This is a genomic window from Veillonella tobetsuensis, assembly GCF_001078375.1.
GTDB classification, from domain to species: domain Bacteria; phylum Bacillota; class Negativicutes; order Veillonellales; family Veillonellaceae; genus Veillonella; species Veillonella tobetsuensis.
On record NZ_BBXI01000002.1, the window covers coordinates 99,870 to 126,351 of the forward strand.

The window sequence follows — 26,482 nt, forward strand, 5'->3', positions numbered from 1 at the left end:
GAGCCCAAAGTCATTTGTGACGGGCTGTTTTTACTTTATCCTTTATGCTTATACATTAAAGTTTTTAGCACATTTGTGTTAGAGAAGCTACTGCACTACGCGGAGCCCAACGCAGGGTGTGAGCTAACAGAGAAGCGCAGCGGCATATGGGGAGATTTATACTCTTTGTTACCTTAATTCCCAATAAAAACAGGAGTTAAAAAACAGAAGTTTGTGAAAATAAAATGAGCGAAATAATTGATGGAATATCGATATAATCTGATGCTATTTGGATATAAAAATTGAAAATATTATAAATTTTAATTGACAAATGTCCTTCGAGAAAATATACTTAAAGCAGTTTAAAACATATTTTGGAGATAGGATTTAAAGTCCGTCATTATGGTGGAATTAACCTGAAATAAATGTAGAATATGTTTTCTTATTATTGTCAGCTGGCCTACGTAGGCCCCTAGGAGGTTTATTATGAGTAAAGATGTGGAAAACAAAAATACCCATGACCATAGCCATGGTGAACATCATCATTGCCATTGTGGCGGTCATCATCACAATCATGACCACAATTATGATCACGAACATCATCACGACCACGATCATAATCATGATTATGATCATGAACACAATCATGACCATGGTCACGATCATAGCCATGAAAAGGCGCTGCCTACAGATAAATGGGTGCCACACACTCATGAACCAGGCGTGCCTCATGAACATGGCGTAAATGATTATCTTAAGGCTGTTGCTGAGTATCGTAAAACATGGCCTACTAAGCAAGATGTTATCGAGCAAACTCCTGACCCTGCCGTGCGTGAGATGATTCTTCGTATGGAACAAATCGGTTGCGACACTGTATTTGACCGTTTCGATAAACAACAACCTCAATGTGCGTTCGGTATTGCAGGCGTATGTTGTCGTATTTGTTTCATGGGTCCATGTAAAATTACGCCTAAGAGCCCTCGTGGTGTCTGCGGTGCCGATGCGGATCTTATCGTAGCTCGTAACATGACACGTGCTGCTGCTGGTGGTTTGACTCAACATGGTGCGCATGCTCGTGAAATTTTGATTTCTTTGAAAGCTGCCGCTAATGATCAATTGGATATTCCAATTTTGGGCGAAGAAAAAATCCGTACTGTATGTAAGGCTTTCAACATCCCTGAAGAAGGTCGTTCTTTGAAAGAAGTAGCTAATGATTTAGCAGACGTTCTATTAGAAGATTTGAGTCGTGCATTGCCTGGCGAATATAAAACAATTACAGCAATGGCTCCTGCTGAACGTCGCGAAGTTTGGAAAAACTTGGATATTTTGCCTATTTCCGCGTACAATGAAGCATTTGATGCATACCATCGTACTTGCGTAGGTACAGATGGCGATTGGGAAAGCAACATGAAACAATTCTTGCGTTGTGGTCTTGCTTTCACATTTACTGGCGTAGTAGCGGCAGATATCGCTACAGATGCATTGTTCGGACAAGGCGGTCGCCGTACATCCAAAGTTAACATTGGTGCCTTGAAAAAAGGTTATGTAAATATCGCTGTTCATGGTCACTTGCCAACATTAGTATCTCAAATTTGTACAATTGGTGCCTCTGAAGAGTATTTAGAAAAAGCGAAAGCTATCGGTGCCAAAGGCATCCAATTCTACGGTATTTGCTGCTCTGGTTTGTCCAGCATGTACCGTTATGAAAATGTTATTCCATTGTGTAATGCTATCGGTGCGGAACTTGTACTTGGTACTGGCGCACTCGATTGCTGGGTAGCTGACGTTCAAGACGTTTACCCTGCTATTATGGACGTAGCACGTTGCTTCAACACAAAGGTTATCACTACATCTGATGCAGCGCGTTTACCAGGTGCAGAACACATTGGTTACGATCACCATCATACTAACTTGTCTGAAACAAAAGCATTGGCTCGCAAAATCTTGGATCGCGCTCTTGAAGCTCATGAATTGCGTAAAGGCATGCCTGTATTCATTCCGCCATACGAAATCACTGCAGAGGTTGGTTTCTCTCCAGAATCCACTGTTAAACATTATGGTTCCTTCAAACCATTGGCAGAGGCTTTAAAATCTGGTAAAGTTCGTGGTATCGTTAACGTAGTAGGTTGTTCCAACCCTCGCGTTATCTACGAAAAAGCAACTGTAGATATCGTTGATACACTTATCAAAAATGGCTGTATCATCTTAACAAATGGTTGTGCGTCCTTCCCATTAATGAAACTTGGTTACTGTAATACAGATGCTATTAAGAAATGTAGCCCTGCATTACAAGAGTTCTTGGGCGATGATCAACCACCAGTATGGCATGTTGGCGAATGTGTAGATAATGCACGTTCCTCTGGTATCTTCGGTGGTATTGCGGCTGAACTTGGTCTTAACTTGCCACAATTGCCATTCGCTATGTCTAGCCCTGAATGGTCTAACGAAAAAGGTATCGATGCATCCCTTGGCTTCCGCTTGATGGGTATCAACTCTTACCATTGCGTTGAGCCACCTACACAAGGCTCTGATGCTGTTACAAAATGGCTTAAAGAAGACACTAAAGACATCTTAGGCTCTGTTATGTATGTAAATACAGATCCTGCTAAAGTTGCTGAAAAAATCTTGGCAGATATTGATGCTAAACGTGCTGCTTTAGGTTGGGCAGAAGTAAAATAATATAATATAAACAAAAGACCCTCTCCATAATCCTCCACCGCCCAGATCTGTTCCTTCGGAACAGGGGCAAAGTCGGATTCTGAAGAGGGTCTTTTTTGTATAAGGAGAAAAGACAGAGCAAAGTCGGACGTACTGAGAGGGTTATTTCATTAGAGGTAAACTCTAAATTAGTAAATCTAAATGATGAGTTTTATTTTTTACGTTTTAGCCTAATTAACTAATAATTATTTATGAAAGAATAAAAGCGTCAGGTAGGCCTGACGCTTCATTGTAATTTCCATCTTAAGTTTATTCAAATAAACTTAAGAAACGCCTAACGTAATAAGTACTGGTAATACTTACACGTTAGGCACATCTTATTTCCCAAATTTTTAGATGAGCCTAACGCTTGCACACGTCAATGACTCTCTTTATGTTTATAGTATACCTCAATAACAACATAAAAACAACATAGGTATATAGTAACTTATAGTACAATAGTTTCTCCATCCTCAGGGACTGCTACATGGCTTTCGATATTGGTGCCTTTGATAAACTTGTGCACATCCTTACGGCTTGTTGCAGTATGATTAACTGTATCCATGTGAACCGCAATGATTTTAGCCTCTGGTTTGCGTACCACCATGCGGCCAATATCTTTTGTACCCATAATAATACTATCTTCAAAGCCCAAAACTTGAGCATATCCTGTATTCATAATAATAACATTAGGGTCGAAGCGAAGAAGGGCCTTCTCTACATCGCTTGTCCATACTGTATCGCCTACAAGGTACACAGTAGGTTCGCCTTCTGCTTCAAAAATAACGCCCATTGCATCGCCTGCTAATGGTGCGAGAACTGGATTTGCATACATTTCTACAGTGCCGTGTGAGCCCCCTGTTTTTCTTAATGTGATACCATTAAACTCAAGACTTTCAAAAAGGATACGTACATCATTAAAGCCTTGGGAGATAATAAGTTCTTTGTCCGCTGTATTTTGCACAAAAATAGGAAGTGACTTTGGAATAGATTTAATTGCCGTGTCATCCCAATGATCGAGATGTGTGTGTGTAACTACTACTGCAGTTACATTGCTTAATAGATTGTCCATTGGTACAGGTAAATCAACCATAGGCATTCTTTGTTGATAGTTAAATGTTCCTTCAAAGCCAGGATAAGTATCTTTTGGTGCTAAGAATGGATCAATAAGAAATGTTGTGTTTTTTATTGTTAATTTTCCTGTAGCATTTCTAATGTGAGTATATTGTGTCATAGGTATCTCCTTAATTGTATTTTGAAAATCTAATTAAATAGATTACTGTTTGTAATCCCTAGAATTAGTGTACCTTGTTTTGTTATACTAGTCTCAACAATAATTGACACTATGTTTGTTAATAGACACATTGTATAAATGTGTCTATGTAGGAGGTTATATGATAACTCGAAAAGAAATGACACGAATGTTGTTAAAAGAAGGGTTGCTTAGTTGTTTAGAAAACCATTCTTTTGAGTCTTTAACCGTAACATTGTTGTGTAAAGCATCAGGTATAACTCGCTCTACTTTTTATTTACACTATAGCAATATCATGGAAATTGTTGATGATTTAGTAGATGATGCAATCGCTTATTCGAGACCAGGAATGGTAGATAATAATAATTTACAAACTATAGCTCAAACCTTATCGGCTGCTTCTGATTCAGTGTCATTGAGAGAATCATACGATTCTATTTTTGATAGATTGCCTTTATGTCAGCGTATTATACGACATAAAAAGTATTTACCTTTATTTTTAGATGACCAAATTTCAGAATATGTATTGCAACGAATTATACGGAGTGAAAAAGATCGGCAAGGGCTTGTTATGGCAGAAGCACTTGGGACTTCATTTGACGTGGGTGTATCCGTTTTTGTATTTTTAGTGCACGGACTATATGCTGTTAATAAACAATATAAGTGGTCCCAAAGCGATGAATGGTTAGAAGCGCAGAAAGTTATCTTTGAACTCGTTTACCGTGGGTTACATAGAAAATAAGCATATAAGGCTCACATACTTCCTTGGCGCATCTTAGGCAATACATGCTCACCTAGAAATTAGTACAGGCCTGTACTAATTTCTAGAAGCGGTATATGGATGAGGTTAAGTCCCTAGGCCGCAGACCGTTCTGTCTATTTAGAACGTATAAATTCATGGACAACCGTAATTGCTGTAATAGAAAATATAATTCACCATGTAGATAATCTAATTCACATCTAATTTCTAATGAAATAACCCCCTCAGAGAGTCCGACTTTGCTAGGCCAAGGCCTAGCCGCAGGCCGTTAAGGCGGTGGAGGACGACTGAGGGGGTATTTCATTACCCAAATTAAGGGTGAATTATATTTTCTTTAATGATGTAAATTATATTTTCTATACAGCTATAAGGTAGAACATGAATTTATACGTTCATGTTTGCCCCTTTTCTCACATAGAACCAGAAGCACACCGCTACAGTTACAAGGTTGAATGCAAGTAATACGGCGAAGGCTGGGTGAATGTTGCCGAATGTGGAGTATACGAAACCGAAGATTTTAGGTGTAATGAATGCACCGTATGCAGCTACGGCAGCTACGAAGCCTGTGATTAAAGAGGATAACAACGGATTACCAAATACGTGAGGAATCATACGGAATGTGGCACCTGTTGCGAAACCACAGCATACGAATGTTAATACGGACATAGCAAAGAAGAATGGGAAGTTGTGCATATCAACGCCCACTGCGATAAGCGCTGTTGTAGCACATAGGCCGATAAGGCTAACAAAAGTAACCTTTGTACCGCTATTAATTTTATCTGCTAACCAACCGCCTACAGGGCGAAGGGCACCTGCTACAAGGGGGCCTACGAATGCAATGGATGCAAATGGAACTTCAGGGAATTCTTTACCTACTAAGAGGCCTAGTGCTGCTGCATAACCAGAGAAAGCACCGAAAGAACAAGTGTAAAGTAATGTAAGAGCCCATGTGTGTTTGTTGCCAAAGATTTGTACAAGATTTTTAGGATTTGGTTTGTCTAGAGGCAAGTTGTCCATGAATCGAGTCATCAATGCAAGGATAACAACGAGTGGTACAATCCACATGAAAGCTGCATTGGCAAGGTATACTGCATTACCTTTGATGATAGCAGGTGTTACACCAAAGACATTGCCTAATGTAGCAGAACCCATAGCGAATGGTGCTAAGAAGTAAATTACAGAAATACCAAGGTTACCAATACCGCCATTGATACCAAGGGCTGTACCTTTTTCGGATTTAGGGAAGAAGTTGCCAATGTAGGCCATGGATGACGAGAAGTTAGCGCCCGCTAAACCGATAAGGGCGGTTAAAATCATGAATGTAGTGTACGAAGTAGTTGTATCCTGTACAGCAAAGCCGAGCCATACAACAGGGACCAACAAAATGATGGTGGAAATGAATGTCCAGTTTTTACCACCCATAAGTGCGGGCATATAAGTGTACACAAAGCGTAATGTAGCACCTACGAGGCCTGGGAAGGCAGCAAGTGTAAATAATTGGTCGGTTGTAAAATGGAATCCCGCACTATTTAATTGGGCTGCGATGGTGGACCATAGATACCATACACAAAAGGATAAAGTTAGGGCAATAGTGGATATTACCAAGTTTTGTTTGGCGATTTTTTTACCAAACTTTTCCCAAAACTCGGGATTTTCTGGTTGCCAGTTCGCAACAATCTCTTTGCGACTCGCACCTACTTGAGGCATTTTCAGTTCTGACATGAGAGCTCTCCTTTAAGTAAAACACATGTGATAAAAGGGGAAGATCTTTTTACACAAACTATACGGCACATTTTCATAAAAAATTTTCATGTGAATCATACAAAAAAAGTAGTATTATAAAAATAGAGAATGTGCCTAAAATCACAACATTATTATATAAAACAAAATATAATAATGTTGTGATGAAAAACACACTTATATAAGAATTAATCGGTTATAATGTTGGTAATATACGTAAGTATATAGTATATGTGCCTTTTGCCCATGTGTTTTGTGAAAGCAACTTTCAAAAAGGACATGGTCAAATGACACTAAAGGATGCACGGTGATAGTATGGAACAGGAGTTAATAAACCAGTTACTTGCATTGCCAGGTGAAACAATTCATCTTGAAAAAGGAGAATTTCTGTTTCACGAAGGTGATATAGCAGATCATTTTTTTATTGTTCGTAAAGGTAGACTTAGTATTAAGAAATTTGAGGCTAGTGGTCATATTTTTGCTCATCGTTTGGTGGGACCTAATAATGTGCTTGGCGAAATTCCTTTATATGAGACAAATACTCGGACTTACGTGTTTAATGCGATTGCACGTGAAAAATGCTCGGTATATTCGATTCGTTATGATGTGTTAGAACCAGCCATTGCAAAGGACCATTCCTTGGCTATTGCGATGATGAAAATCTATACACTTCACATGCGGCGACAACAGGCCAAGTATAGAGACTTGTTGTTGTATGGCAAAAAAGGTGCATTCTATTCGACTTTATTGCGTTTGGCTAATAGCTACGGTATAAAACGCGATGACGGTATCTATATCGACATTGCTTTAACAAACCAAGAATTAGCTGAATTTGCTGCCACATCTCGGGAAAGTTTAAACCGCATGCTTAGTGAGTTACGAAAATTAGGCTATGTAGCCTATGATAAACACCATCTGGTAATCTGTGACTTCGATGCATTAATCGGATTACTCGATTTGGATACGGAAACGATAGATCCTAATATCAGTAATATCGAATAATTGTGGATAATCGCCCTTGCTGTTGGCATTGCTAACGCAAGGGCTTTTTTGTAGTTTTGAAGGAGGACATGAGATGAGCTTGTTGTCTCAAAAGTTTAAGTTTCTTCGCAAGAAGAACGTATCTCCAAGCGGTCATCAAATAACTGAAGATGGCGGCCGCGAGTGGGAAAATTTTTATCGTGACCGTTGGTCTTACGATAAAGTTGTCCGCACAACGCATGGCGTAAACTGTACTGGTTCTTGTAGCTGGAATATCTACGTTAAGAATGGTGTTGTTGCGTGGGAAAATCAGGCTACTGATTACCCTGAAACACCAGATGATATGCCGGATTACGAACCACGTGGGTGCCCTCGTGGTGCCACATTCTCTTGGTATCTCTATAGCCCATTGCGCGTAAAATATCCATATGTACGCGGCGAATTGGCTGAGCTTTGGAGAGAAGCTAAAAAGCATGCTAAGAACCCAATCGAAGCTTGGAAATCTATCGTAGAAGATCCTGAAAAAGCGAAGAAATACAAATCTGCCCGTGGTATGGGTGGCTTTGTGCGCTCCACATGGGATGAAGCGACAGAAATCACTGCAGCATCTTTACTATATACAGCAAAAACATACGGCCCTGACCGCAACGCGGGCTTCTCTGTAATTCCAGCGATGTCCATGTTGTCCTATGCAGCAGGTGCTCGTTTCCTTAACTTAATGGGTGGTTCACCATTGTCCTTCTATGACTGGTATGCCGATTTGCCACCTTCTAGCCCTCAAGTTTGGGGTGAACAAACTGATACTCCTGAATCTGGTGACTGGTATAATGCTGGTTACATCATGACTTGGGGTTCCAACGTACCGTTGACTCGTACGCCTGATGCTCACTTCTTAACAGAGGTTCGTTACAAAGGTACCAAAGTAGTATCCGTATCTCCTGACTATGCGGAATCTACAACTTCTTCTGATGCTTGGCTTAATGTGAAAGCCGGCACTGATGCGGCTCTTGCTATGGCGATGGGTCACGTAATCTTAAAAGAATACTACATCGATAAAGAAACTCCATACTTCAAAGAGTATGCTAAAGAGTTTACTGATATGCCATTCCTTGTACGCGTTGAAGACATCAACGGCGCAGTACAACCAGGCCGTTTCTTAAATGCTAAGGATTTAGGTAGCAAAGAAGACGGTGCTGATTTCCAAACTGTATTGATTGATGAAACAACAAATGAAATCGTTGTTCCAAATGGTACAATGGGCGACCGTCACACAAATCCACAAAAATGGAACTTACGCCTTGAAAACCGCAATACAGGGGCTAAAATTGACCCTCGCTTATCCGTATTTGATCAACGGGAAGATGTGACTATCGTTAAATTGCCATACTTTGGTGACGAAGAGCACGAAGGCGTTATCGAACGTGCTATTCCAACGATTACAGTACAAACTGTTGATGGTCCTGTAAAAGTAACTACAGTATATGACCTTATTCTTGCTAACTATGGTATAGACCGTGGTATCGGTGGTGAAGTGGCTAAAGCTTACACTGATGACACTCCTTACACACCTACATGGCAAGAAAAAATTACAGGCGTAAAAGCAGATATTGCTATTGCCACAGCTCGTGAATTTGCAGATAATGCAGAAAAAACTAAAGGTCGTTCCATGATTATCATGGGCGGTGGTATCAATCACTGGTACCATGCGGATATCATTTACCGTACAATCTTGAACCTTATCATGTTCTGCGGTACAGAAGGTGTTAACGGTGGTGGCTGGGCTCACTACGTAGGTCAAGAAAAACTTCGTCCTGTTGAAGGCTGGGGCGGTATCATGACAGCTAACGACTGGAGTAAAGCTCCTCGTTTGCAAAATGGTACATCTTGGTTCTACTTTGCTACAGAACAATACCGTTCTGATTGCATCGACTTGGCAGACCGCGTATCTAAATTAGCTAAGCCTCGTTATCGTCACCCTGGCGATTACAATGTTTTAGCGGCTCGTTTAGGTTGGTTGCCATCGTATCCTACTTTCAATAAAGGTAGCCAAGAGTTGGTTAACGATGCTCGTGCAGCTGGTGCTGGTACAGAAGCAGAAATTAATCAATATGTGGCACAAGCATTGAAAAATAAAGAATTACAATTCTGCGTAGAAGATCCTGCGGCTAAAGAAAACCATCCACGCAACTTATTCGTATGGCGTGCGAACCTTATCGGTTCCTCTTCTAAAGGCCATGAATACTTCTTGAAACATTTATTAGGTACTAAAAATGCGGTATTAGAAGATGACGATGCACCTACACGTCCAGAAGAAATCAAATGGCGTGAAGCTGATGGGGCCGGCAAACTTGACCTCTTAATCGATATCGACTTCCGTATGGCTTCTACAGGCTTGTATTCTGATATCGTATTCCCTGCAGCTACATGGTATGAAAAAGAAGACTTGTCTTCTACAGACATGCATCCATATGTTCACGTATTCCAAGCAGCTGTTGATTGTGCATGGGAAACTAAATCTGACTGGGATACATTCCGTACCCTTGCAGAAACAGTGTCTCGCATAGCAAAAGAGTCTGGCTTCACAGAATACGAAGATATCGTAGCATTGCCTCTTGGTCATGACAGCCCAGGTGAAGTGGCTCAACCAGAAGGTAAGGTTCTCGACTGGAGCAAAGGCGAATGTGAGCCAATTCCAGGTAAAACAATGCCTAACCTCGTACATGTAAAACGCGATTATAGTCAAATCTTCGAAAAGTTCATCGCTTTGGGACCTAATATTGAAAATAAAATGGGTGCTCATGGCTTGGCGTGGGATGTATCCGATGAATACCAAACATTGTATGCACAAAATGGTATTATCGATAATCCAGAATTTATTTCTCATGGCCGTCCAAGCATTTACGAATGTAAGGAAGCTTGTAATGTTGTATTAACATTATCTTCTTGTACAAATGGTAAATTGGCTGTTCGCTCTTGGAAAGCGATGGAAGAAAAAACAGGTCTTTCTGGTCTTGAAAAGAATGCAAAAGGCCGCGAACAAGAAAAGATTACCTTCGATGATATGGTTCGCCAACCGCGCTTTATCATTAGCTCTGTAACAAGTACTGGTAAGAACGATAAAAACCGTCGTTATTCTCCATTCACAACATCTACAGAGGATAAAGTACCATTCCGTACCGTAACAGGTCGTCAATCCTTCTATTGTGATCATGAAATGATGCGCGATTACGGTGAAGCTATGGCGTTGTACAAACCTGTATTATCTTATAAACCAGTACAAGGTGACTACAAACAAGAAGGTATTCCAGAAATTACATTGAAATACTTAACACCACATAATAAGTGGTCTACACATAGTATGTACTTCGATAGCCAACAAATGTTGACATTGTTCCGTGGTGGCCAAACTATTTGGCTCAATGAAGATGATGCAGCAGAAATCGGCGTTAAAGATAATGACTGGGTAGAAGCTTTCAACAAAAATGGTGTTGTAGCAGCTCGTGCAGTTGTATCTCCACGTATTCCTCGTGGCATTTCCTATATGCATCACTCTCAAGATCGTCACATCAACGTTCCTGGTACGCAAGTTAAGAAAGACCGTCGCGGTGGTACACATAATGCACCAACTCATATTCACTTGAAACCGACACACATGATTGGCGGTTATGGTCAATTGAGCTATGGATTTAACTATTATGGCCCAACTGGCAACCAACGTGATATGACAATTGTGGCTCGTAAATTGAAGGAGGTGGATTGGCTTGAAGATTAAAGCTCAAGTATCCATGGTCCTAAATTTGGATAAGTGCTTAGGCTGTCATACATGCTCTATCACTTGTAAAAATACATGGACGAACCGCGAAGGCGCGGAATATATGTACTTTAATAACGTGGAAACTCGCCCAGGCGTAGGCTATCCACGTAATTGGGAAGACCAAGAAAAATGGAAGGGTGGCTGGACACTAGATAATTCTGGTAATTTAGCTCTTTCTACAGGTTCTAAAACCAATCGTTTAATGAAATTATTCTTCCATCCTGAACAACCAGAATTGAAGGATTATTTCGAACCTTGGACATACGACTATGAAACATTGATTCATGGTGGTCGTAAAAATAACCAACCAGTAGCTCGCCCTCGTTCCCTTGTAACGAAACAAAAAATGGAAGTGACTTGGGGCCCTAACTGGGATGATGACTTGGCTGGCGGTCAACATGCTCGCTCTGATGTGAACTTGACTAAGATGGGCCAAGATATCGTATTTGACTACGAAGAAGTATTCATGCGTTACTTACCACGTCTTTGCAACCACTGCTTGAACCCTGCGTGCGTAGCTGCATGTCCATCTGGCGCGATCTACAAACGCGACGAAGATGGTGTGGTTCTCGTATCTCAAGATGTATGCCGCGGTTGGAGACATTGCGTTCCATCTTGTCCATACAAAAAAATCTTTTATAACTGGGAAACTAATAAAGCTGAAAAATGCGTATTCTGTTACCCACGCTTGGAAAATGGCTTGCCTCAAATCTGTGCTGAAACTTGTGTAGGTCGTATGCGCTATGTTGGCGTTGTATTCTACGACATGGACAAAGTAGAAGCTATGGCAGCTACAAAAAATGAACAAGATATTTACGAAAATACATTAGATTTGATTTTGGACCCTCATGATCCAGAGGTTATTAAAGCGGCTCGTGCTGAAGGCATCTCTGAAGCATGGATTAAAGCAGCTCAAAAATCTCCTGTATACAAACTTGTAAAAGAGTGGGGCGTGGCATTGCCATTGCATCCTGAGTATCGTACATTGCCAATGGTTTGGTATGTGCCACCACTCAGCCCAATCTTGCAACGCGTAACATCTGATGTATACTTGCCAGATGCACATGAAATGCGCGTACCTGTACAATACCTTGCTAACTTGTTTACAGCAGGTAATACAGAAATTTTAGCTCGTACATTGCAACGTGTTCTCGACATGCGTGAATACATGCGCCGTCGTGAAACAGGTGACGGTCCTATCGATCACAATGTAGATTTAACAGAAGATCAAATGTACGGTATGTACAAATTGTTGGCATTGTCCAAATATAATGATCGCTTTGTTGTCCCATCTGATGTGAAAGTATCTCGCGAAGGTCGCCTAGAAATGCAACAAAATCGCGGCTTTGCTTGCCCAACAGGGGGATGTCAATAATGAAGGATGCTCAGAAAATCGCTCTTATTGCGTCATTTCTTCTACGCTATCCTGATGAACAATGGTATAACGAATTACCTGAATGGAGAGAGGACGCCCAATCCGTTGGGCATCCTCAACTTCGCCAAGGTTTATTAGAATTCTTCGACTATGTAGAGGAATTCGATAAAAAAGAATTCGAAGACCAATTTGTTCGTACCTTTGATTTTAGTCAAAATACAACGATGTATTTGTCGACTTATGAATTGCAAGGTACTGGGGAACAAGCAGAAGAACTCGTTAAATTTAAAGCGTTCTTCCTAGAAAACGACTATGATTTGCCAAAAGAAATGCCAGACTATATTCCAGCACTTCTTGAATTATGTGCCGTTATCGATGATGAAAAAGCAAAAGAAATTTACGACTATTGTAAACCAAAATTGGAATACATTAGAGAACGCTTCATTGAGGCTAAATTGCCTTATGCATTCTTGTTTGATATTATCTTGTCTGTTGCAAATGGATTGGAGGACGGTGCACGATGAATCTATTCCTTTGGGGCGCTTTGCCTTACATCGCTTTCACCTTCTTAATCGTAGGTACTTTGGTTCGTTTCTTCTACTTTGAAAGAAACTGGACCACAAAATCGAGTGAATTTTTAGAGAAAAAACAATTGCGCATTGCCAATCCATTGTTCCACTTTGGCTTGCTTTGCGTTATCGGTGGTCACGTAGTAGGTGTGTTAATCCCTAAAACTTGGACTGCTGCAATCGGTATTAATGACCATATGTACCATGAAGGTGCGTTATACATGGGTGCTGTAGCGGGTATCATCTTCATCGTAGGCTTCTTGCTTTTGATGAAACGTCGCTTTACTGTGCCTGCTATGAAAGTTAATACATCTGGCCTTGATAAATGGTTATACTTGTTCTTAACATTAGCCATTTTCAGTGGTATGGCTGGAACATTGCTTAATGCATCTGGTTTCTTTGATTACCGCGTATCCATCGGTCCTTGGTTCCGCAGCCTATTAGCGTTTATGCCGGATCCATCCTTGATGGAAGGTGTACCATTTATGTTTAAATTCCACATGTTCGCGTGGATGGCAGTGGCAATCATCTTCCCATTCAGCCGTTTAGTACACTGCTTGAGTGCGCCACTTAACTATTTAACACGTCCGTTTATCGTATATCGTAAACGAGATCAAAAATAATTAGGATGTTGATTGATTTGTATGCTCTTCTATAATATGACAAATTAATCTGAGCCCCTTATACGAATAAAGATTAAATTTATTCGTATAAGGGGCTTTTTATTTAGAACTATTCTTATTATTATTCTTATAATTAATAGTATTTATCTAATATAAGTAATCTACATATAGGCTTACAAATGATAAACTATATTAAGTAGAAATCATATTTATAAGTATTTTTATTTGAGAGGTTTTAAGATGAATCAAGTTGAAACGAAACAACACAAGAGCATTTACCATATCTTTATATGGATTGCAGTATTTTCCTTAATTATGATTGGTTTATTAGAGTGGGGTTACATCGCAGGCGGGCGTGCTTTTGGTAACTACAAAGTGTATACTGGTCTTGTGCCATGGTGTGTATGGATTGTTATGACCTATTTGGCAACTCGTCCTAAGTGGTTTACAAGCCGTTATAATTTAGGTGATATGTATAAGGTACATCGTGCATTAGGTATAGCAACTGTGGCTGTTATTGCATTCCATTTGTATCTCTATTTCGGTAAAGCTGCTAAATCTATCCTCGGTTGGTGGGGTGGCTATGTAGCCCTCACTTCTTTTGGTATTGCTACAATTTCTGGTCTTGCATTCTTAACACCAAAGTTGAGAAAGGTAACGGCATCTGGTCGAACAACAGGTATTTGGCTTCACCGCTTAAATCTTGTAGCATTAGTTGCTGCAGATATTCATATCCATGGCTTTACACGAATTTCCAAAATGGTACCATTTCTTCAAGTGTTTGATATCATTACATATGGTCTTGTGATTTATTGCATCTACTTGATGTTTAAAAAGAAATAATATATAAGAATTCTATCCCTCTGGATTATGCAGAGGGAATTTTCTTTTTAATAGATTAGATACGTTATTATGAAAGTTTATCAATTGTGATATTGGTATACATATTCACTTTACTGAAATAGTTAAAGTTGGTATTATCTTAATAATGATATGAGAAAAAATATGCCCATCATTTACTCGTTCTTTTTTCATTCTCTATAGTTGATATGTGAGGTTTATTATGGCAGAAGTTGTGAAAAAACAGTATAAGAGTAAGTACCATATTTTAATTTGGATTGCCGGATTATCTTTGCTTTTGATGGGCTTAATTGAGTATGGTTATTTTGCTATTGGTAGAGCCTTTGGGGTTTGGAAGATTCATTTAGGATTGATTCCCTATGCAGCCTGGCTAGTATTGACCTATATTGCGACAAAACCAAAATGGTTTATGGATCGGTATAATCCAGCAGAAATGTATGATGTTCATCGCATTGTTGGTGTTGTTAGTGTGGTGCTTGTATGTGCTCACTGGTATGTATATTTCCTTAAAGCATATAATCTTACCTTTGCATTCTGGACGGGTTATATTTCAACTGCGGCAATGCTTATAGCTTTAGTATTTGGTGTATTACAATTGTCTTCATGGCTAGGAGATAGAGCTAAATCTGTTTCTCACAAAAAGGCACTATGGATTCATCGTTTAAATTTAGTGGCCATCGTGGCAGCCAACCTTCATGTCCATGGTTTTGGACGAATCTCTAAAATGGTTCCGTTTATGACGGTGCTTGATGTATTAACTTATGGTCTAGTTATGTATTACATCTATTGGATGCTCAAACAAAAATAGGCTAAAATCTTTCGTTAATATAGTAAAATTGTACTTACAAATATGACTATAAAAAGATCATTTCTATCCAATATAATTGGAAGAGATGGTCTTTTTTTGCTATTTAAGATACAATATGAATATGAGTATATATTCTATAGTTATGTGTAAATATATACCTTCGTTATGTGTAAATATATACCATCGTCAAAGAGAAAAAGAGGGTTATATGGATTTTTCATGGAAACGCTTAATCTATTTGATGTGTGCCATACAGATTGGTGCGGGTATTACGATTATAGGTGTATTATCCTTTATACCTTTATATCTTGTGGAGCTTGGTTTAACAAATCAAGGAGAAGCCGCTATGTGGGCAGGACTCGTATCAGGGGTAACACCTTGTATGGTTGCTTTAAGTGCTCCTTTTTGGTCGCGAAAGGCCAATGAGCTAGGCCCTCGGAAGGTAATGATGTTTATTTTTATAACATTAATGCTTGCCGTTGGAGCCTGTAGCTTTGCACAGACGCCAACTCAATTACTTGTATTGCGCACATTACAAGGTTTAGTGGGAGGGTTTGTACCCATTGGGCTTGGTATAATCGTGTTAGTCACCCCTGAGGATAAAGTTCCTTGGGCAATGGGACTTTATCAGGCCTCCATGGTGATGGGGCTAGTTTTTGGACCTCTTATGGGCGGGATAACGGCTGACTTATTAGGTTATCGTGCTCCATTTTTATTGTTTTCTGCCTTATCTGGTTTATGCCTTTTAGGGGTTTACAAATGTATGCCAAATTTACAGCATACTCATAAGGTAGATGCTAGTGAGTCACAGTGGTCCTTGATCAAGTCGTTCATGTCTATTCCCACTGTTCGTTTATTGGTATTTATTTTATTCTTATGTAATTTCGGTATTACAGGAATTGGTCCCATTTTGCCGCTATATATTAAACATTATATGAGTGTAAATGATGATTTTGTAGCGACCATAGTAGGAATTATCATATTTGGGGCCGGAGTATTTAGTGCTCTAGCGTCTATATCAATAGGTAAATTGTCTAGATTTATGCCTATGCCACGTATATTATGCGTATCTACTTGTGGTGTAGGAGGATTTTTCATACTTCAATACTTAATGCCTGATGTGTGGGGGTTAGGAGTATCACGTGCTCTTGCAGGTTTCTTTATGGGGTTTATTACGCCCATTGCAAATACCCTTATTTCAAAGGCTGTGCCTATAGAGCGGCGAAGTATTGTTTTTGGTGCTGTATCAAGTGTAGTCATGATGGGCAATGTGTTGGGGCCTGTCATTAGCGGTATGATTGCACGTACTATCAGTTACGGTGCTGTATTCTGGAGTACGGCCGCCATATTCTTTATAGCGGCTCTTGGTGTATATTGGTATTTGATTTATAAACCAGTGTTGAAATATAATCGTAAGTAGATATTAATGTGTATAGTATTAAGCGTAGAATTAGAGAGTTACCGTTTAATACAAAGTTGAGAGAGAAGAGTCATGTTATTAAAACAATTAGAATACTTTATTTCTGTTGTGGAGCACAATAGCTTTACACAGGCTGCCTATGAGCACTATGTGTCACAATCGGCTATTTCACAACAAATTAAATCCTTAGAGTCAAGTTTGGGGATTCCCCTGATGGTACGTGAAAAGCGTAGCTTTTACCTGACTCCGGCTGGTGAATATTTATATCGTAACGGCAAGCACATGCTATTACGTATACAAAATTTACAAGAGGAGACGGCCCGTATTGGTAAGGATAGCCGTAAGTATTTACGCATAGGCTATTTAAATCGCTACAGTGGTATTGCATTGCAGCAGGCGTTAATGCGTACAACTAAGCGATATCGAGATTTAGATGTGCGTATGTACAGCGGTAGTCATTCTGAGCTTAATCAAATGCTCAAAGATAATTTGGTGGATATTATTTTTATAGACTATTGGCAAACAACGGAAAAAGCTAATAGTATAAGTTATGCCATTAGTACGGCTACTGTTGTAGCGGAAACACCTAAAGGGTATACTTTGGAAGGTGCTATAGAGCTAAAAGAACTAGCAGACTTACCGTTAATTCTTGTATGTCATGAAGATCAACGTTTTGATGAAGAGGAACATTACCGCAAGTCCCTTGGTTTTGGTGGTTCCTTTGTGCAAGTTAAAAATCTTGAAGAGGCACGTTTTCTCGTTTCTGCTGGTCAAGGGATATTATTAGTCGATCGGTTTAAATATTTGGTAGATACAATACCAGGTATCGAGCGAAAATGCGTATTGAATCATGGAAAACCTATCGAACAAGACTATTATTTCCAAGTCCCATTACATAACTCCAATACCTATGCAGAGGCCTTTAAAGACTTATTTCTTCAAGTACTCGACGAGTTTTAACTTAGAATATATAACAAAAACAGGTATTTCTTGAAATCATCCATGTTACTGTTCGTAACGTGGTATTAGAGATTTCGCGAAATACCTGTTTTTATGTGTTTATGAAAGTAGCATCATAATGCCTTCATAGACGAGTTTTAGGCCATAAATAATCAATACTAAACCGCACACTCTATTAATCCATACGAGATGAGATATTTTAATTTTCTTAGCTAATATATACATCGTGCCTGCCAAGGTACCAAACCAGATTGGCGTCATAGCTAGGAAACCGAAGAAGAAATGATATATCCCTTCCACAGGAATATTAGCACGAAAGGCACCGAGCATCATAGAAGCATCAATAACGGCTTGAGGATTACCCCACGTAACCAGTAAGGCCATTAGTAAAATGTCCTTGATTGGTATATTTGTATCTACCTTTTTGAGAGCTGGTTCGGTATTAAATGTTCTATAGCCGATATAGGTTACGAGCAATCCGCCGGCGATGAGAATGATGAGATTGAAAGTGGGCCATGTTTCTAGTAGAGTTCCGATGCCATAAAATGCAGCTGCACTCAATGTCATATCAAAGAGACCAATAATGGTAATCGTCAATATAATGCGAGGCAATGGCTGTACGAGAGCCGTATTAATGATAAATAAATTCTGCATTCCAATAGGTGCAAACGTAGCGAGCCCAACTAATAAACCTTGTAAGAAGTACATACATAATCCCCCTTTCTTTATGGATACAAAAGCTAGGCAAAATTAATATATGCTGAATAAAAGAATAGACCCCTATTGAGTGTATATATACACTTAATAGAAATCTATTCCGTATCAGATTATCCTTTATTCTATTTTACCATAAACCAATGACATATTGCATCCCTAGACTAACGAGAGCAATCGCAATCCAGCATGCAGCACCTAAAGCGAGGGCGCTACCACCAGATTTGATGAGTTTAACTAGATTTGTGTTAAGTCCAATAGCAACCATGGCCATAGTGATGAAATACTTAGAAATAGTTTTAAAGATATCCAAGAAATGAATGTCTACATTTGCGTAGGATAAAACTGTTGTAATAAGAGAACAAATGACAAAGTAGAGTACAAATTTTGGAAAGATGGCCGCAATATTAACAGGCTCCGCATTTTCACTCGCCTTTGCTGCTTGTTTTGCCTTGTATACTTGATAGCTAGCGAGACCTAAACAAATAGGGATAATGGCTAATGTACGTGTCAATTTCACGATAGTAGCATATTCGAGAACTTGAGTGCCTGTTCCTTTCATACTATCCCAAACAGCTGCAGTCGCTGTAACAGAGGATGTGTCATTTACGGCTGTGCCAGCGAATAGACCAAATCCCATATTAGATAAACCGATGGCATCGCCAAGTGGTGGGAACACGAAGGCAGCTACTACATTGAAAAAGAATACAACGGAAATTGCTTGTGCAATATCTTGATCACTAGCTTTCACAACAGGCGCTGCGGCCGCAATAGCACTACCACCACAGATGGAGGAACCGACGCCAATTAACACGGCTGTATTAGAATCAATATGTGTCGCTTTGAATATAATGAAAGCAATGATGAGGGATGTGGCAATTGTAGAGATGATAACTGGTAAGGAAACCCAGCCTACATGCAATACTTGCGTAATATTAAGACCGAAACCGAGTAAGATAACTGCCCATTGTAGAATTTTTTTCGATGTAAATCCGATGCCGGCACCCGTTTTTTCACGTTTCCAAGATGTGAATAAAGAACCAATAATAATGCCTAGAATAATAGCAAAAATTGGGCTGCCAATGAAATGAAATTGCTGTCCTAATAGCCAACATGGAATGGCGAGGACTGCGCAGAGCACAATGCCTGGTAATATTTTTGCGTTGATACCCATTATAAAACCTCCTAACTGTACCTGTGGCACATACATCACTGTGGTATCGCGCAGGATGCATAAATAATTTCTTATTTAATAGTATCACAATACAAGCATTTAAGCGAGAATATAAGCATGTTTTGTTTTTTCGATGAATATAGATTAAAATACTATACCGTATGTTAGTGTAATGGTCTGCATTGAAATGAATATATCAAAAAAATATCTTGTATACATGAGATATTCTATTGTATCTAATGGTGAAAGTTTATATAATCAAGAGCGGAGTAATTATACTTAATAAACGATATTTTCAAGTATAATTATAGATACTGATTCGAATAATAAAGTTTTAATAATAAAATTCGAATATTAGGCGTATATTGCGAGGTGCATTATGATTAATCTTGATGAAATATTAGAAAAGAATAAAGCCTATGTGGCAAAGCATCCTGAACTTGCAGACAAGGGGTTAACTAGCCATCCTACAAAGAAACTTGCTATTGTTACATGTATGGATACGCGCTTGGTAGGAATGCTTGAAGATGCACTCGGTTTTGAACGTGGTGAAATTATCACGATTAAAACAGCAGGCAATAGTGTGACACAACCCATTGATAATATTGTACAAAGTTTGCTCGTTGCTACCTACGGTATGGAAATTGAAGATGTGCTCATTATCGGCCATGAAAACTGTGGTATGATCGATTTTTCTGCTACACAATTTATGGAGTCTATGAAGGAAAAAGGCATTAGTGAAGATGCCATTCGCATGATTGAACCAGGTCTCATCGACTGGATGGATCGATTCCACATTTCTGAAGAAAACGTACGTTATACAGTACAATTCCTACGTCATCATCCATTGTTCCCTAAGGGGATGGGGTTCTATGGGGGGATGATGGATCCTGATACAGGGGAATTCCGCTATATTGAGGTATAAATTGTTTACTCGATGGGGCCCAATTTGAACTCTACATTTAGGTTAACAAGAGCCACTCACACCCTCTCGCTCCACCGGCCGGGTCTGTTTCTACGAAACAGGGCCAAAGTCGCTGCGAGGGTATGAGTGGCTCTTGCTATAACTGAAGATTGAAACTGGTCCCATCGAGTCTTCGTATAACCACAACATAGCGGAATTCCTCTGTAAGTAATGAGAGAAAAAGTAGGCCGGGTCTGACTACGGTCTGCGGTTTCCAGGGCCATAAGTAGGGTGTGAGACCGAAGAGGAGCGCAGCGACGCATGCGGTCCACACATCACTTAGTCCTGAACGTAAGATTTCGCGTAGCGAAATCCACAGTGAGGGTAAAGAGCTGTGGAAAGGGACCCTCTATTTCTATTTACTTTGCGTGTAAACTAGTCTCATCGGGTTATGCATACTCGCTCAATATAGCGAAGTTCTCCTGCATGGTGTTAGGAAAGAAAAAAGATTGTTAACCTTATGAATTTTGATATAGTTGACTGTTCCAGTTGTAAGTTTTATACTGTAATTGAATTGTTAACTAATATCTAATATATAGTTGCTAATAGATCGATGATTGTAGTTTGAATGAGGTGTTTGTATGAAACAGTTAGGTGTGTCCATCATCGGTACGGATACGGATGTAGGTAAGACGTTTGTCACTGGTTTGCTTGGTGCGTTGGCAATGGCTGATGGGTTCGATGTGGGCATGGTTAAGCCTGTATCGTCTAGTGCGGTGCCTTTTCCTCAATTTGTGACGATGGATGAGGATGAGATGTGCGTTGGCCTTGAAAGTAAGGATGCGACGTATTTAATGCAGTCTGTAGGTATTCCTGAATCCCGTCGTCATGAGGTAAATCCAATTGCGCTTGCTGGTGATTATTCGCCTCGCTTGGCTGCTGAATTAGCAGGCGTAGAAATAGATTATCCAGAGGTGGTGGCTCATGTAAAAAAAGTAGTCGCTCAGCATGATATTACCTTTGTAGAAGGTGCTGGCGGTATTACAACTCCACTTACGGCTGATATTACTTTCACAAATCTTATGAAAGATATCGCTTATCCAGCGATACTTGTTGCGGATGGTAGACTCGGCTCTATTAATCGCGTTGTTCTTACCTATGAGTATGCTAAATTACATAATATTGATGTGAAAGGTATCATTGTTAACGATACAACGGTGGTAGATCCATTCTTATTGAAAACAAATATAGAGGATATGGAGCGTTATACAGGTGTGCCTGTGCTCGGTGTAGTGCCGCCATATCAAGGTCCAAATCAAGAGCATATTAAGCTTGGGTGGGGGCGTTCTTTCTTACATACAGCTAAGATTTGGCATGCTGTATGGGGCATTTAGTGAAAACTCCCTTGTAGAAAAGATGGTATTAATAGGAAATATAGTATTAATAGAAATACGATATTAAGTAGATAGTATAGATGTAAAAATCTTAAGTATGAGGTGTTATGATGGCAGAGAAACAACTTTCACAAATCGCACAATGGGACCATGAATTTGTATGGCATCCGTTTACACAAATGCAAGATTGGCTAGCTCAAGAACCAGTAGTTATCGAACGTGGAGAAGGAGTTTATTTAGTTGATGATAAGGGGAAAAAATATTATGACGGTGTATCCTCCTTGTGGGTGAATATTCATGGTCATAATCACCCTGTTCTTAATCAAGCGTTGAAAGACCAAATTGATAAAATTGCGCATAGCACATTGCTCGGCTTGGTAAGCCCTCCATCGGCTCAATTATGTAAAGAATTAGTAGAGATTGCACCAGAAGGTTTGGAAAAGGTATTCTTATCCGATGATGGCAGTACGGCTATCGAAGTAGCAATCAAGATGGCCTACCAATATCGTCAACAAGTGGGACAAACTAAAAAAACTAAGTTTATCGCGCTCAATGCGGGCTATCATGGGGATACATTAGGTACTGTATCCGTCGGTGGCATTCAATTGTTCCATCAAGTATTCCATAATTTATTGTTCAAACCACTAACATTGTCAAGTCCTGGCGTATATCGCGATGTAGCTGATCGCGATAAAGCCTTCGAAGAGTCCTTGGCAGAATTGGAACGCATCCTCAATGAAGAAGGGGATGAAATTACAGCTCTCGTTATGGAGCCATTAGTACAAGCAGCTGCGGGCATGCTCGTAATGCCTCATGGCTATTTAAAACGGGTTCGCGAGTTAACCGCGAAACATGATGTATTCCTCATCGTTGATGAAGTGGCCACAGGCTTTGGACGTACAGGCAAATTCTTTGCGTGTGAACATGAAGGTGTATCTCCTGACTTTATGACCTTGTCGAAAGGTATCACCGGTGGGTACATGCCACTTGCGGCTACATTGACAACAAAACGCGTGTTTGATGCATTCCTTGGCACCTTTGAAGAAAAGAAGACCTTCTATCATGGCCATTCCTATACAGGTAATGCATTGGCTTGTGCCGTTGCATTAGCTTCGTTGAAAGTATTCCGTGATGAAAAGGTAATTGAAGGGTTGCCTGCGAAGATTGAAGCTTTCACAAAGGCCTTGAAGCCAATTGAATTATTAAAACATGTAAAAGAAGTGCGTCAACGCGGACTTATCGTTGGTATTGAGCTTGAAAAAGACGTGGCTACTCATGAAGCGTATCGCCCTAATGATGCGGTAGGGGCCAAAGTCGCCGTTCTTGCTCGTGAACAAGGTCTTATTTGTCGCCCTATCGGTGATGTAGTTATTCTCATGCCACCATTAGCATCTACAGTGGAGCAATTGGAAGATATGGTTCGCATCGTAGGTGAAAGTATTCAACGTGCCACAGAAGAAGAGGGTTTGCTTGATGATATGCGCCCTATTATTCTTTAATGTCCAACCTCTATTTCATGAAAGATTTAAACTATAGTATATACATTATCAAAATTCGATGATTATTTTGCATATCTATGATACTATATAGGTATAAATGTAAAAAGGAGGTCATCGTATGGACATTTATGTAATTATGCAAGTCATTATTCTATTCGGTGCTATTTTCCTTGGCGTTCGCCTCGGTGGAATGGGCATCGGCTATGCCGGTGGTCTTGGCGTTGTATTGCTGAGTCTTGGTATGGGCATGTTCCCAGGGCAGATTCCTTGGGATGTTATTCTTATCATTATGTCGGCTATCGCAGCGATTTGTGCGTTGCAATTGGCAGGCGGTTTAGATTATTTGGTTCGCATTGCAGAAAATATTTTGCGTAAGAACCCTAAACACATCAACTACTTAGCTCCAACAGTTACGTATTTTCTAACAATTTTGGCAGGTACTGGTCATACAGCATTCTCTATGATTCCCGTAATTGTGGAGGTAGCAAAAAGTGAAAACATCAAGCCATCCGTGCCATTATCCATCGCCGTTGTAGCGAGCCAAATCGGTATTACAGCTAGCCCTGTATCCGCAGCCGTTGTGGCCATGAGTGGTTTCTTAGAACCATTTGGTGTAAGCTATCCAACATTATTAGCAATCTGTATCTCTACAACATTTGTGGCAGTTTTACTGACTGCATTCATTATGTCTAATTTCTTAAACAATGATTTGTCCTCTGATCCTGTTTACCAAGAACGTTTGGCAGCAGGTCACGTGGCTCCACCTCGTGAAAAGAGCAGTGATTTCCAATTGAAACCAGGTGCAAAAACATCTGTTTTAATTTTCTTAATTGGTATTATCTGTATCGTATTTTATGCAACAGCAATCTCTAAAAATATCGGTCTTATTAAACCGGTTATCTTTGGTCGAAATGATGCCATCATCGGCTTTATGATGATCATTGCGGCGGCAATTACATTCTTCTGTAAAATTGATACAGCGCAACTTGTTAATACAAGTACATTCAAATCTGGTTTATCTGCCTGTGTCTGTGTACTTGGCGTAGCATGGTTGGGCGATACCTTTGTAAAAGGTCATATTCCTGAAATTAAAGCTCTTGCTTCTAGCATGGTAACAGCATATCCGTTCTTATTAGCGGTAGCATTCTTCTTTGCTAGTACATTATTGTATAGCCAAGCGGCAACAACGCAAGCTTTGGTACCAGCTGTAATCTTAGCGTTAGGCATTACACCAGAAAATACAGGTTCTGTGTATATCATTATCGCATCCTTCGCAGCCGTATCCGCGCTCTTCGTACTGCCAACATACCCAACATTGTTAGGGGCTGTACAAATGGATGATACTGGTTCCACACGAATTGGTAATCTCGTATTCAACCATCCGTTCTTTATTCCTGGTGTACTTGCCATTGCTATTGCAGTAGCACTTGGCTTTGTTGTAGCTCCATTAATGCTATAATTAGTGAAAGTATAAAACAAGATATTTTGTAGGTTCTCAGGGCGTAGCTTATGTAAAGCTGCGCCCTGTTTCGTACAATGGATAGATGATATGAAAAATGCTATAATGTGTTTAAGAGAGGGATCCTTATAGTGTATAAGTGAGAAGTATATAGGAGCCTATTATGTATACGATTTATATTAAGCTCGACATGAATCGTATCCCCCAGGATACATTTGATACGTTGAGAGAGAAGCATCACATATGGTATAAAACATATTTTAATGCAGGAAAATTTTTAATGATTGGCACTTGCCCTGATGTCTCAGGTGAAAGCCTTATTATCGCTCATGGAACACGAGAGGAGTTAGAAGAGGCTGTACAATTTGATTCATATTATGCCGATCAATTGGCAACCTATGAAATTCGTGAGTACAAAGTCGATTTGTTCAATGAAGCGATTAAAAACTATATAGACTAAATAACAAAATATCCTATATAAGGGGCTGTAACAGAATGCGGTTTTACCGCATTTTAGTTACAGCCCCTTTTTTGCGTTATTATAATGTTTTTCATTATACTTAGTGTTTCTGAGAATTAAAAACTAGAAGGTTTTTGTAATGTTAAATTTTCTATGAATTACACAAACTAATGCAGCTGGTTTTACAACAGTTACTAAAAAGAAAAGTTTAGTAAAACGTGAAAGCACTAATGTGGTGGATGATGTAACTACTACATCTGTAACTAAAAGTGAAGCTCCAAAAGATAAGAATATGTTGACTACCAAATCTCTCGAGATGAAAGATATCCAAAACGAAGCCGAGTATACATATAGCAATAATGGTATCGGCTATAACTACCATGGTAGTAAAAAGAAACTCGAAGAGATGAAGACCAACGATAAAAAAGGATATGATAAGATTTGTAACAGTATTGGTCTAGTTCCAAACTTAGGTGTAGGTTCTAAAGGTAAAGCAAGCTCGACTACTCAATCTGCAATCTCAGATGGTATACTAACAGTAGATGGTAAAGAAATTGATACTAAGACGATTAATACCAATACAGAGAATACGTTACATCAATTAGATAAGATATTTGATAAAAAGAAAATCGAAGAACGTCAGGAGCTAGCACGTTTATTTGCTAAGAATGCTTATGAGTAACTACATAACTGGCAACCTACCACAAAAGATGGAAAGATAGCTAAAGCTTTTGCTCATGGTGTGATTGGCGAGTGGTCTGCACGTATGACAGGTAATGCACCAGGTAGTGGTTTTAAAGCTACAATGACCAATGAATTGCTCATAGAAAAGATTAAGCAAATAGCAGATAATGATCCTGCATTAGCACAATGGTTGAGTGCTGCAGTAGGTGGTGTAGTTAATAAAGTGAGCGGAGACCTTGTAAGTGCTGCAGCTGCATCTTATGCAACAAAGTGGAATTCCTATTCGTTTGAAGATGTACCATATTCGAATTACTATTTGAGTACAATATCAGCAAGCTGTTAATGAAGCTATAAG

General features: G+C 39.6%; 22 protein-coding genes. 18 read left to right on the plus strand and 4 right to left on the minus strand.

The features are described 5' to 3' along the window. Positions 1–465 precede the first annotated feature (465 nt). On the plus strand, positions 466–2,658 hold the full coding sequence (gene cooS / locus VEI_RS00560; RefSeq protein WP_059361190.1) for an anaerobic carbon-monoxide dehydrogenase catalytic subunit: 2,193 nt from the start codon (positions 466–468) through the stop codon (positions 2,656–2,658). A 466-nt stretch (positions 2,659–3,124) separates the two neighbouring features. Here cooS and VEI_RS00565 read toward each other — a convergent pair whose 3' ends face one another. Continuing rightward, positions 3,125–3,910, minus strand: coding sequence for an MBL fold metallo-hydrolase (locus VEI_RS00565; protein WP_059361191.1), 786 nt, complete (start codon positions 3,908–3,910; stop codon positions 3,125–3,127). Between the two features lie 160 nt (positions 3,911–4,070). Here VEI_RS00565 and VEI_RS00570 point away from each other — a divergent pair, with 160 nt between their 5' ends. Then, on the plus strand, positions 4,071–4,670 hold the full coding sequence (locus VEI_RS00570; protein ID WP_059361193.1) for a TetR/AcrR family transcriptional regulator: 600 nt from the start codon (positions 4,071–4,073) through the stop codon (positions 4,668–4,670). 402 nt (positions 4,671–5,072) lie between these two features. Here the strand turns inward: VEI_RS00570 and VEI_RS00575 are convergent, their stop codons facing one another. Then, entirely contained in the window at positions 5,073–6,410 is a 1,338-nt protein-coding gene (locus tag VEI_RS00575; RefSeq protein ID WP_059361195.1) for an MFS transporter, read from the minus strand. Between the two features lie 333 nt (positions 6,411–6,743). Between VEI_RS00575 and VEI_RS00580 the strand changes: the two genes are divergently transcribed. From VEI_RS00580 to VEI_RS00620, 9 genes are all read left to right on the plus strand, one after another. After that, entirely contained in the window at positions 6,744–7,430 is a 687-nt protein-coding gene (locus VEI_RS00580; RefSeq protein ID WP_071824871.1) for a Crp/Fnr family transcriptional regulator, read from the plus strand. 73 nt (positions 7,431–7,503) lie between these two features. Beyond that, positions 7,504–11,181, plus strand: a complete 3,678-nt coding sequence (locus VEI_RS00585; protein WP_059361199.1) for a nitrate reductase subunit alpha — start codon at positions 7,504–7,506, stop codon at positions 11,179–11,181. Continuing rightward, on the plus strand, positions 11,171–12,598 hold the full coding sequence (narH, locus tag VEI_RS00590; RefSeq protein WP_059361201.1) for a nitrate reductase subunit beta: 1,428 nt from the start codon (positions 11,171–11,173) through the stop codon (positions 12,596–12,598). Before VEI_RS00585 ends, narH begins: the two co-directional genes overlap by 11 nt. Beyond that, positions 12,598–13,122: a nitrate reductase molybdenum cofactor assembly chaperone gene (narJ, locus tag VEI_RS00595; protein ID WP_059361203.1), complete on the plus strand. Its 525-nt coding sequence runs from the start codon at positions 12,598–12,600 to the stop codon at positions 13,120–13,122. Before narH ends, narJ begins: the two co-directional genes overlap by 1 nt. Then, the gene (gene narI / locus VEI_RS00600) at positions 13,119–13,790 is read left to right on the plus strand and encodes a respiratory nitrate reductase subunit gamma (protein ID WP_059361205.1); all 672 of its coding nucleotides are present in this window, start codon (positions 13,119–13,121) and stop codon (positions 13,788–13,790) included. The genes narJ and narI overlap by 4 nt, the downstream gene beginning before the upstream one ends. 240 nt (positions 13,791–14,030) lie before the next feature. Beyond that, positions 14,031–14,633 (plus strand): hypothetical protein, encoded by a 603-nt coding sequence (locus VEI_RS00605; RefSeq protein WP_059361207.1) that lies wholly within the window; start codon positions 14,031–14,033, stop codon positions 14,631–14,633. Between the two features lie 220 nt (positions 14,634–14,853). Then, entirely contained in the window at positions 14,854–15,459 is a 606-nt protein-coding gene (locus tag VEI_RS00610; protein WP_059361209.1) for a hypothetical protein, read from the plus strand. Between the two features lie 208 nt (positions 15,460–15,667). Next, positions 15,668–16,879 carry an MFS transporter gene (locus VEI_RS00615; protein ID WP_059361212.1) on the plus strand — a complete coding sequence of 404 codons (1,212 nt, stop codon included), beginning with the start codon at positions 15,668–15,670 and terminating at the stop codon, positions 16,877–16,879. Positions 16,880–16,951: 72 nt separating this feature from the next. Continuing rightward, on the plus strand, positions 16,952–17,839 hold the full coding sequence (locus VEI_RS00620; protein ID WP_059361214.1) for a LysR family transcriptional regulator: 888 nt from the start codon (positions 16,952–16,954) through the stop codon (positions 17,837–17,839). 99 nt (positions 17,840–17,938) lie between these two features. Here VEI_RS00620 and VEI_RS00625 read toward each other — a convergent pair whose 3' ends face one another. Both VEI_RS00625 and VEI_RS00630 read right to left on the minus strand, forming a co-directional pair. Beyond that, the gene (locus VEI_RS00625) at positions 17,939–18,547 is read right to left on the minus strand and encodes a LysE/ArgO family amino acid transporter (protein WP_059361216.1); all 609 of its coding nucleotides are present in this window, start codon (positions 18,545–18,547) and stop codon (positions 17,939–17,941) included. A 136-nt stretch (positions 18,548–18,683) separates the two neighbouring features. Then, positions 18,684–19,727: a YeiH family protein gene (locus tag VEI_RS00630; protein WP_059361219.1), complete on the minus strand. Its 1,044-nt coding sequence runs from the start codon at positions 19,725–19,727 to the stop codon at positions 18,684–18,686. A gap of 379 nt (positions 19,728–20,106) precedes the next feature. Here VEI_RS00630 and VEI_RS00635 point away from each other — a divergent pair, with 379 nt between their 5' ends. The 7 genes from VEI_RS00635 to VEI_RS10465 all read left to right on the plus strand — a co-directional run bounded on the left by VEI_RS00635 (position 20,107) and on the right by VEI_RS10465 (position 26,470). Further along, the gene (locus VEI_RS00635; RefSeq protein WP_059361221.1) at positions 20,107–20,652 is read left to right on the plus strand and encodes a beta-class carbonic anhydrase; all 546 of its coding nucleotides are present in this window, start codon (positions 20,107–20,109) and stop codon (positions 20,650–20,652) included. A 620-nt stretch (positions 20,653–21,272) separates the two neighbouring features. Continuing rightward, complete coding sequence (gene bioD, locus VEI_RS00640) at positions 21,273–22,025, plus strand: dethiobiotin synthase (protein ID WP_059361223.1); 753 nt, start codon at positions 21,273–21,275, stop codon at positions 22,023–22,025. 110 nt (positions 22,026–22,135) lie between these two features. Then, positions 22,136–23,524, plus strand: coding sequence for an adenosylmethionine--8-amino-7-oxononanoate transaminase (gene bioA, locus VEI_RS00645; protein ID WP_059361225.1), 1,389 nt, complete (start codon positions 22,136–22,138; stop codon positions 23,522–23,524). A 118-nt stretch (positions 23,525–23,642) separates the two neighbouring features. Further along, the gene (locus tag VEI_RS00650) at positions 23,643–24,983 is read left to right on the plus strand and encodes an anaerobic C4-dicarboxylate transporter (RefSeq protein WP_059361227.1); all 1,341 of its coding nucleotides are present in this window, start codon (positions 23,643–23,645) and stop codon (positions 24,981–24,983) included. A 163-nt stretch (positions 24,984–25,146) separates the two neighbouring features. Continuing rightward, complete coding sequence (locus VEI_RS00655) at positions 25,147–25,443, plus strand: YciI family protein (protein WP_059361230.1); 297 nt, start codon at positions 25,147–25,149, stop codon at positions 25,441–25,443. A 232-nt stretch (positions 25,444–25,675) separates the two neighbouring features. Further along, positions 25,676–26,125 carry a hypothetical protein gene (locus tag VEI_RS10460; RefSeq protein WP_059361232.1) on the plus strand — a complete coding sequence of 150 codons (450 nt, stop codon included), beginning with the start codon at positions 25,676–25,678 and terminating at the stop codon, positions 26,123–26,125. 84 nt (positions 26,126–26,209) lie between these two features. Continuing rightward, positions 26,210–26,470, plus strand: a complete 261-nt coding sequence (locus VEI_RS10465) for a hypothetical protein (protein WP_059361234.1) — start codon at positions 26,210–26,212, stop codon at positions 26,468–26,470. Positions 26,471–26,482 lie beyond the last annotated feature (12 nt).